Raw genomic sequence first — 9,403 nt, 5'->3', positions numbered from 1 at the left:
GACGTCAACAGCAGTATTCAACACTTCTCGATCCTGAACTCGCCCTGTCCGGCGGACTTGCTATGAACCCCTGGCCTCAACTCACCCTGACAGACAGGGTCCGGGCGGTCCAGTTGCCCGGACCAGGATGCGGGTAACGGCTCCGGCCACGGGTGCACCACGGCGGCGCCGTGGTGTTGCCGAGGCCGTAGCGGAGACAGCAGCCCGGCGAGCTCCTTCCGCTGGGGGCCGGTCAGCGGGTGGGTCCGCCCGGTGTACCGCAGCCGTCCCCTGCGGTCGAACCGGCCGAGCAGCAGGGTGTCAGGGTTGTGGATGCTGCCGGTCACGCCGCCGACGATCGCCTCGGTCACGATTCGAGTCCGGAACTTCCACCAGCCGCGCCGGCCAGGCTCGTACCGCCCAGCCAACCGCTTGCTCACCACGCCCTCGATCCCGGCCGCGACGGTCCAGTTCAGCAGCCAGTCCGCGACCAGCCGCATGTCGGTCGTCTGGGGCGTCACGGTGAGCTGCGCAGGCGCGTCAGCGAGCAGCCGCTCCAGCCGGACTCGCCGCTCCGACAGCGGCAAATTGAGGATCACCTGCCCGTCGGCGTCCGCGAGAAGGTCGAACAGCACGTAGTGGGCGGGGCAGTCGTGGACCAGGCGCAGGAGACCGCGGCCGGCGGTGACGCGCCGCTGCAACTGTGCGAAGTTCGTCCGGCCGCGCTCCCACACGATCAGCTCGCCGTCCAGCACTACCCCGGGCGGAAGCGCCCGGATCGAACGCGTGATGTCCGGGAAGTAGGTGGTGAGGTTCCGACCGGCCCGCGACTGCAGGTACACCCCGTCGGTCTCGCGGAAGGCGATACACCTCCACCCGTCCCACTTGGGTTCATGAAGCAGGTCGGGACTTTCGGGCACCACATCGACCGGCTCGGCGAGCATCGGCGCGACCGGCCGGCGCAACGCGGGATCCGCCGCAACCCGGCGCCGGGCCGGACTCACCGCCTGCGCGGGCTGTGAAAGCTCATCATCCCCGTCCCCTCGCCCATCGTCGGTGAGGGGCCACCCGGCACGGGCGAGAATCGGCTACAACAAATGTCCGTCTTGTCGGCCTTCAAGGTCACCTCGACTCAGCCGTCAGCGCCCATCGCGGCGGCCTCGCCGCTTCGGCTCGTCAGGGGCGAGCACCTGGGCAACGACGTCGTGCACATGGCGTCAACGAACCGAGGCTGGACGATGACGAATTCGTCATCCTGCGGCAGGCTGTCGAAGACCCGTGATCCCTCAGGTCTACCTTGTGACCCGTACACCCGAGCCCACCATTCCCCAGGTAAATCGTCGCTACGCCGAACTGGTCGCCGAAGACCGGGAACTGCGGCTTCACGGGTACGACGTGTACCGGTTCGGCACCGCCGAGCTAGTCGATCAGAATCTCGCCCGACAACGGCTCTTCGCCTTTTTCAACCGCCTCGCTGCCCGGCACGGCAGCCACGGTTTCGGCGCCAGCCGTGTTCGGTTGCCTACCCTCTCCCTGCTTGGGGCCCGGGCACGCCCGGTCGTCCGGCGGCCCATCCAGCTTCGGACTGCGACTCTCTGCAGCCGCTGGGCGCACCGCTCCCAGGCGAGGCGGTCGGGCAAGCACATGAGCGACCATGCTCGCCGGGTCACCCTCGGCGTCGGACCCGACAATCTGCCACAACGCCCGGCTGAGGTCCCGCACAAGGTCATCATCGACGGTTGCGGGCCGCCAACGGGGAGTGGCGCGATAGACCAGCGAACTGGCGGGACGCTCGAGGACTGCACCCCCTCGAACGAACAGGTTCCGCCGCTGAATCGCCGTGCGTAGGCCCCGGTGGAGGGTGGCGGCCATCAGCAACATCTCACTGCCGAGCCGCGCAGTCTCCCTCGCCCGATGCTGCATGTAGCCCCGGGCCTCAGGGTCCAGCAGCGAGCGGGTCCACCGGAGGGCCTCGCCCAGCTCGGCGACAGCGTCCTGGGCCGGAGCGGCCGCCGGTGCCGCGCGTAGCTCGGCAGCGGCTATCGCCGCCTGCCGCCAGCCCCCGGTCATCGCCAGGGATCCCTCGGCCTTCAGGACATGCACCGCCAAGCCGAGCTGCGTCCCGACCTGAAGATGCGCTCCCGTGACCTGGGCGGGGTGAAGCCACAGCCAGGTCCGCGCGGCCCGAACTGCCGCGATCGCCGCATCGACGGTGTCCACCAACGGTGCCGGATGCTGTGGCGATCGAGCGATATCAAGCCCACGCAAGTCGGGCTGACCCTTCGCGGCCGCGACCAGCTCTTTAGCGACGGCACCCAACCGGCTGCCGCTGGTCCATCTGGCTGCCTCCGCCACCGGCCTGTACGTTTGCGCCAGAGGTCCACCCCGGTCCAGCCAGGCGGGAAGCCGGACATCGAGCCGCACGGCATCCACGGCGAGCCGGGCAATATCACCAAGCCCTCCCTGAACACCGCCCCCGGCACGGATCGCGATCCCCTCCGGAGTACCGGGACGCCGCCCGGGTGGAACGTGACCGGCGACGATGTCACCCATCACGCCAATCGCGTCAGCAGCCCGGCGCAGCGACCGCGCCGCGCCAGCGGTGACCTCGGGTGCCGGCGGTAGCCGCTCGTCCACCACCGCAGCGGCCCGCAGCCCCACGTAGAACCGGGTCAGGCTCTGCCCATGCCGACCGAGGACCAGGCCAGCAGCTGCCCTGTCCGGCACCTCCGCCACCGGGCGACCACCGACCAGCAGCTCCGTCACCCTGGCCAGCTGTTGATAAAGGTCCGAGCGGGCACCCACAAAACCGTTGATCTCCCCGGCTGTCCCCGCACGACGTCTGGTCACCGCCGCAGTGGCCGCCCGCATCGCCCGCTGCGCCTCCTCGTACCAGAAGCCGACCGTCATGCCAGGGCCGCTGCCGCCCGGCGCAGTTGCTGGGCTGCCGCATCGTGGTCGAGCCGTTGAGCCAGCCCATCCCTGGCGACGGCACAGCGATCGTGGTGCCGGGCAAGGTGTCCAATGAGATCCCTCACCGCAGCCCGCACCTCGGGCCCGTCAGCGTTCGGGGCAGCCGCCTCAACTTCGACATCGTCCACGTACAGGCGGCTGCGGACGTCCAGGACCTCCAATCCAAAGCGATCCCACGCGGGATCAGACCCGCCCAAGTGCTTCCATGCCTCGACGGCCAGGTGGACCGCCCCGGCGGCGGCGAGGCTGTCATCGCCAGCGGCGAGACGTGCGCCCAGGACGCGGGCTGCTTCCGGGAACTCCATGCGGGAAGCCTCCGCCAAGCGGCCGCGCCTCGTCCACCCCATCGGGTGCTTCCCTGTGGATATCCCACGTCAGAGCACGTCAGCGACGTAAAGCCTCACTGGAGGTCCGGCTGGAGTCGAACAACTTCATCGCGCACCAGCCCGCCGCACCGCCGCCCAGGACCGCAGGCCGGCGGATCCCCCTGCATAGCTGAACTAGGCCGACGTGCGGGTCAGACGCACCGGTCGATCTTCATGTGCTCGCACGCGCGGCCGATGGGCGCCGAGCGCGGTCTCGCCTGTGCGTGGTGGCTTCGGCGGCAGCAGGCCATGCGCGCTGCCGCCCAACAGGAACCCGTGCAGCCTTTCACCAGGAAGGTGACCATGGTGATAGCAGTCCCACCTGCCACGATGGCATGCGACGGCTCAAGGCAGGAATCGGCTGTCCTGGCCGGAACGCCGCGCAAGTAGAGAGCAGCTCCCGGCCAGCGGGCCGGGGGCGTCGCAGGCAGCGATAGGCGATCGCACCGCCTTCGCAGTCCGGTCACCTCTGCCTGTAGGCAGCCCAGATGGCCAGGCTCAGGCCGACGGCGCCAGCGAAGGCGACGCCAGACTGGAGGATGGCGTCAACCGGCTTGTGAGTGTTGAGCCAGACGAGGAACCCCGTCCAGCTGGCGACCAGCAGCGCGGTCACGAAAACGAGAGCGAACGACAGGGCACGAATGGCCGGTGACATACGGAACTCCTCTAACAACGAGACCCCTCCCTTGAGGGAGGGGCCTTCATCTGAGGGCCGTGCTGCGCACTATAGACAGTCGCCCAACATCCGGCAAAACGAGGACGTGCGGGAGCACCCTTACGCCCCGGCAACCATCAGTCGAGCGGCCTGATCAACCCAACCCAAGACGCATGGTGATGGCACGGTCCGCGAGCGGACAGCCGAGGGCGACGCCATCACGGCTGTCGCCGACCGCCTCACTCGAGTCTCCGACTGGGCGTTCCGGACGTCTCGGACGTGGACGACACGCGCCCAACCCGTGCGCTTATGACCGCAATGGTACGGGCGTGGGAGCGGCGCATCGTCATTGCGCTCAGATGTTCGGTGATTTGCCGACGACCGCCACCGACAGGCGCGCACCGGCGAGCACCCACTCGTGTCCTCATCCTTTGCTGCGTGTAGGCGGACCCAGACGGCTATGCAGGGCCCGCCCCAACACCCCGTCATGCCAGTGGATGTGGCTCACCGGTGAGTGCCGCCAGCGCGGCGGCTACCTCGTGGATGGTTGCGCGGACGTAGGTGGCGGTGGTTCCGGCATCTCCCCCGCTGGCGGAGTGACCGGCATAGGCCCGGGCGATGGCGTAGCCGAAGTTCCTCTCCACCCACGTCAACGTCGTGTGCCGCAGCCAGTGGGTGCTGATCTGCTGAGCGTGCACCCAGGGCAGGTGTTCACCGATGCGCACCCACAGGTGGTCGTAGCGCCGGTAGGTGATCGGCTGCCCGCTGCGGTACCGGAACAACGGTCCCGTCTCGGTCGCGTGCCGCTGCTCGGCGTGCCGCAGTAGGTACCGCATGAGTGTGGGCGACACCGGCTGCCACCGCACCGTTTCGCCCTTCTCCCGCAGCAGGATTAGGCACTGGTCCGGGTCTAGGTCGACCGGCCGCAAAGCGAGTGCCCCACCCCGACGGCACGCCGTCTCGGTGTGCAACCGCAGCAGCAGACTATCCAACGCCGGATCATCACCCGTGGACGCCGCCACCTCATTAATCTCCGCCAACCGGGTATCCGCCAACGCCCGCCGGGTGCTCGGCAACCGCCGTGGCTTCGCCACCTTCAACGCCGGGTTCTCTGCCTCAGGCAGGAGCCCGTCGGCGACCGCCCGCCGGTACAGACAGCGCAGAGCCGCGATCAGATGCTCCGCCGCGCTGCGCCCACCCCGCGCGTTACGGCGGGCCACCACATGCGTCTTGACGTACTCCGCCAGCCGCTCGATCTCCGATGGTGTCGGCTCATCGATACGCCGCTGGCCCCACTGCTCGACCACGCGCTTCCAGTACGACCCGTATGCCCGCCGCGTGCCAGCACTGACCGCAGCGGCCACCACCGGCACGTACTCCGCGAACGTCGGAGCCAGCGGACGATCGGACGCCGCCGCCACCAGATCCTCTGGCGAGATGCCCATCCGCGACAGCAACAACCGAGCGGCCTCCAGCTCGGCCTTGCCCGCCACACCGCTCACGACTCACCACCCGCAAACGCCTCGGCGTGCACTCGGGCGACCACCGCGTCCAGCGAGGCCGGCGGGTGAAGCACGAGACGTCCGGCCTTCGGATCGGCCGCCAGCAGCACCCGATCGCCGGCTGTCAACCCGCACCACTGGCGGACCACAGCGGGCAACCGCACATGGCCCTCTTTCGTCACCCGGAACACCCCACCCGGGTCGGGGTCGACGATGATCAGACCGCCGCTTTCCCTGATGCCCAGCCTGAGACCAGGAACCCAGCCGAGCGCGGCCATCACCGCCCGATCAGCGACGCGGCCGTGCACATCAAGAGTCGCCAGCCCATACACCGTGCTGCAGTCACGAGTAGGAGCCAGTCGCGCCAGCGGCAGAGGCGGTCGCTTCATCGCGGCACCCGAGTCACCGCGGATCTTGAGCCCGCCTGACGGAACCACCGCCGGGATCACCGAATCGATCAGCCGGTCTGTCATGACCCACCTCGCCGAACGACGAGGCTGCCACCAACGGCGGTAACAGAGAGTGAAATCAGGTGGTCAAGCATGCTTGACCACCTGTACGTCCAACGTCGCACGGTTGCTACGCGGGAGTGTCCGAGGGGGGACTTGAACCCCCACGCCCTATACGGGCACTAGCACCTCAAGCTAGCGCGTCTGCCATTCCGCCACCCGGACCTGCACGTACCAGCCTACCCGGTCGACCAATGTGAGCTACTCACCGCATCGGTCGGCCCGGCGGGCCGCACGGGGCATTACTGTACACGGCCCGGAACGATCATGCACATCAGCTCCAGCGCGGCACGTTTGCGCAGGTCAGCGGCCACAACGATCGGGTGGGTAGCGCGCAACAGGCGATTCCGGGCAGCATTGCTCACGTGTCCCACCCCTCCCCGTTGATCGCCACTCAACACCAGGCCCTCGCGCTACGCGCCGCGGGTGACCTGACAAGCGCCCGCCGCCTGCTCGCCGACGCGATCATCGCGGCCCGCCCGGCGTACGGCGAGGACCACCAGGACGTCCTGGCCACCGGTCACCTGCTGGCCCGGCTGCACCGCGAGGCCGACGACCCGGCCGCCGCCCGGCGCGTACTCGAGGAGGCCTACGCGGCCGGCGAGCGCCGCCGCGGCGAGGCCGACCCGCTGATGCTCGCGCTCAGTTTCGACCTCGCCGGGGTGTCCGAGGAGCTGGGCAACCGGCACGAGGCCCGCCGCAACTACAGCCGCGTGGCGACCGCCGGGTCCGCCGTGCTCGGTCCGGACCACCCCGCGGTACGCGCAGCCCGCCAGTACCTCGGCGGCTCCGCCGCCGCTCCCGCAAGCTATGGCCCCTCCCCCGGCGGCTCCGCCGCCGCTGCCGCACCGCACCCCGCTCCGCCCCCGCCCGGATACCCGACTGCGGGCCGACCCGGGCACCCCCATCCGTCAGTGCCCGGACATGCCGATCCGGCGTTGCCCGGGAGCCCCGGCCCGGTCCGGCCCGGCCAACCCGGTCCCGCCTCCGCCGGGCACCCCGGGCACGGAGTGTCCGAGCCCACCGTCTCGTTGCGACCTGTCCCACCGCCGCACCCACACGCTCCGGCACCGCCCCGGCCCGTCGCCCCGGGTGCGCCCGCAGCGAATCCGCCGGTACCCGGCTCACAGTGGGCTCCCCGCCCGGGCCCGGCACCGCATGCGCCCCACGCCGGGCAGCCACCTCAGTCCGCGCCGATCATTCCTCCGCCCCCGGTGGCGCCTGCCCCGCCGCACCACCCTCCCGCCGCCGGGCCGAGCGGACCCGCGAGTCCGTGGGCGCCGCCCTCGCCGGCTGCCTCGGAGGCGACGACCCGGTTCGCGCCCATCACGGAGGAGCCCACCTCCCGGTTCCCGGTAGTGCCCGTCGAACCCACCGCACCAGCGACACCGCCGTCTGCCGGGGCCGCCCCGCAGACTCCCGGCATCCGCCCGGTGCCCCCGGCTCAAGGCGTCATCCCGGTTCCGCCGGCTCAGGGCGTGACCGCGGTTCCACCGGCCCAAGGTGCGACCCCGCTTCCGCCGGGAACCTACGGTCGACCGGCCGTCGCTCCCGGCGTGACGCCGGTACCGCCCCGTGTCCCCGTTGCCGCACGCCTGGACCCGGCGACCTCCGGCACGTCCGTGCCCCCGCCGCCCTCCGGAGCCCCGGCGGCAACGCCGGGAGCACCGCGAACGCCGGGAATGCCGGGAACGGCACCCACGGCCGGTGCGCCGGTGCCCGCGAGGCCGGCGGTGCCTCCGGGGCCGGGCCCGGCGTCCTCGGCCGCCGCAGCGCATGTCGCGCCCGTCTCAGTGCCGTCCGCCCCCGCACGTCCGGTCCCGCCACCACCCAGCGCGGCCGGCGCGCCTCCAGTGCCGCCACCACCGGCGCCGAGCGTGGCCGGCACGCCTCCGGTCCCGCCTCCGCCGGTACCGGGCGCCGCCGGGAGACCACTACCGTCCCCGCGGACACCCGGCACTGCTGGCGCCCCGCCACAGACACCCGGCACTGCTGGCGCCCTGCCGCAGACGTCCGGCACTGTCGGCGTCTCGCCGCAGACGCCGGGTAAGGCGGTTACGCCGCCCTCACAGATGCCCGGGACAGTCGGCGCGTCTCCGCTACCGCCCCCGCCGGTCATCCCGCCCCCGCCCGCAACGCCGGTCGTCGAGACGCCACCCTCCACCGGAGGCACTCCGCCTGCGTCACGGACGCCATCGGCGGGAGTCCTGCCACCACCGCCACCTCCGACCGTCCTCCCGCCGGCACCGCGCGTTCCGCCGATGGAGAGCGGTGTCCTGCCACCGTCGCCGGCAGTTCCGGTCGCCCCGCCGGTCACCGCGCCGGGGTCGACCCCGTCCGCCCCGCCACCGGGCACCACTGCGGGCTCGACGGCGCCTCCGGCGCCGGCTTCCCGGCCGGTGGCGGAATCCGCGGAGGCCACTGCCACCCCAGCGGCACCCCCCGTGGCCCCCGTGGCCCCCGTGACGCCCCGACCGGCACCGGCCCAACGGGCGACACCGACGACCGAGGCCGTCCCCGCTCCCCCACGCGCCGATACGAGCCGAGCCGCCGATATGGATCGGACTGCCGATACGGACTCGGCCGATACCGAAACGAGCAGAGCCAGCGCCACTACTGTGCCGCCCGTCCCCGGTGGACCGGGCTGGGACAAGCCGACGATCCAGGTGCAGCAGATCGGCCCGCTGCTGGAAGAGGAGGCGGAACGCAACGCCGCAAAGGCAGCGCGCGACGCATCGGCAAAGGCCGCAACGACCACCTCCACCGGCGAGCCCTCGGTCAGTGCACCACCGGCCAGCGAATCCCTTGCTAACACGCCCTCGGCCGGCTCATCCGGGATGATCGCGCCGCTCGCAGCGAGCGCGCCACCGCTGAGCACGTCCCCGGTCAGCGGACCGCCGGTGAGCCCGTCGGATACGAGTGAAGGCGACTCGGGTGGTGTACCGGTCACCGACGCCGCCGCGAGCGTGAAGCAGCCGGGCACCCCCTCCGTAGGTGCGTCGGGCACCCTCGGCACGCCCGACGCCGGTGCGCCTCCGGCAGGTCGAGCACCGCTGCCCGCCGCACCCCACATCAGCCCACCGCCCACCAGCGCCGTGCCCGTCAGTGCCGCACCCGTCAACCCAGCACCCGTCAGCGCACCGCCGGTCAGCGCACCGCCCGTCGGATCACCCCCGACGTCGCCGGTCAGCGCGCCGCCCACGCACCCGGTCAGTGGCCCTCTCGGACAGCCGGTCAGCGGACCGGCCGGCTACCCGGTCAGCGGGGTTCCGGTAAGCGGCTACCCCCCACCGGTAAGCGGCCCGCCCGCCGCGCCGGTCAGCGCCGCACCGGCAGTGGGTTACCCGCCACCGGCCGGCGGACCCGCACCGGCCTATCCGCCGCCGATCAGCGCACCACCCGCACCCGGCTACCCGACGC

General features: G+C 71.5%; 6 protein-coding genes, 1 tRNA gene and 1 pseudogene. 1 reads left to right on the top strand and 7 read right to left on the bottom strand.

All coding sequences use genetic code 11. The features are described from left to right. Nucleotides 1–17: 17 nt before the first annotated feature. From IF06_RS0120025 to IF06_RS0119995, 7 genes are all read right to left on the bottom strand, one after another. The gene (locus IF06_RS0120025; protein ID WP_232236725.1) at nt 18–944 is read right to left on the bottom strand and encodes an ATP-dependent DNA ligase; all 927 of its coding nucleotides are present in this window, start codon (nt 942–944) and stop codon (nt 18–20) included. 454 nt (nt 945–1,398) lie between these two features. Then, on the bottom strand, nt 1,399–2,889 hold the full coding sequence (locus IF06_RS0120020) for a hypothetical protein (RefSeq protein WP_030272801.1): 1,491 nt from the start codon (nt 2,887–2,889) through the stop codon (nt 1,399–1,401). After that, the gene (locus IF06_RS0120015) at nt 2,886–3,257 is read right to left on the bottom strand and encodes a hypothetical protein (protein ID WP_157551506.1); all 372 of its coding nucleotides are present in this window, start codon (nt 3,255–3,257) and stop codon (nt 2,886–2,888) included. The genes IF06_RS0120020 and IF06_RS0120015 overlap by 4 nt, the downstream gene beginning before the upstream one ends. A 523-nt stretch (nt 3,258–3,780) precedes the next feature. Next, nucleotides 3,781–3,972, bottom strand: coding sequence for a hypothetical protein (locus tag IF06_RS0120010; RefSeq protein WP_030272798.1), 192 nt, complete (start codon nt 3,970–3,972; stop codon nt 3,781–3,783). A 485-nt stretch (nt 3,973–4,457) separates the two neighbouring features. After that, nucleotides 4,458–5,474 carry a tyrosine-type recombinase/integrase gene (locus tag IF06_RS0120005; protein WP_030272796.1) on the bottom strand — a complete coding sequence of 339 codons (1,017 nt, stop codon included), beginning with the start codon at nt 5,472–5,474 and terminating at the stop codon, nt 4,458–4,460. Further along, nucleotides 5,471–5,947 (bottom strand): AbrB/MazE/SpoVT family DNA-binding domain-containing protein, encoded by a 477-nt coding sequence (locus IF06_RS34425; protein WP_232236724.1) that lies wholly within the window; start codon nt 5,945–5,947, stop codon nt 5,471–5,473. Before IF06_RS34425 ends, IF06_RS0120005 begins: the two co-directional genes overlap by 4 nt. A 117-nt stretch (nt 5,948–6,064) precedes the next feature. Then, nucleotides 6,065–6,148: transfer RNA gene (locus IF06_RS0119995), tRNA-Leu, on the bottom strand. A 158-nt stretch (nt 6,149–6,306) separates the two neighbouring features. On the opposite strand from IF06_RS0119995, the pseudogene IF06_RS34980 reads away from it, so the two are divergent. Further along, nucleotides 6,307–6,522: pseudogene (locus tag IF06_RS34980) on the top strand (hypothetical protein); the annotation flags it as partial. Nucleotides 6,523–9,403: the final 2,881 nt, after the last annotated feature.

This window comes from Micromonospora globosa, assembly GCF_000717585.1.
Taxonomy (GTDB): Bacteria; Actinomycetota; Actinomycetes; order Mycobacteriales; family Micromonosporaceae; genus Micromonospora; species Micromonospora aurantiaca.
The sequence above is the reverse complement of the archived record's forward strand: the minus strand, read 5'-3'. Positions and strand labels throughout refer to the sequence as shown.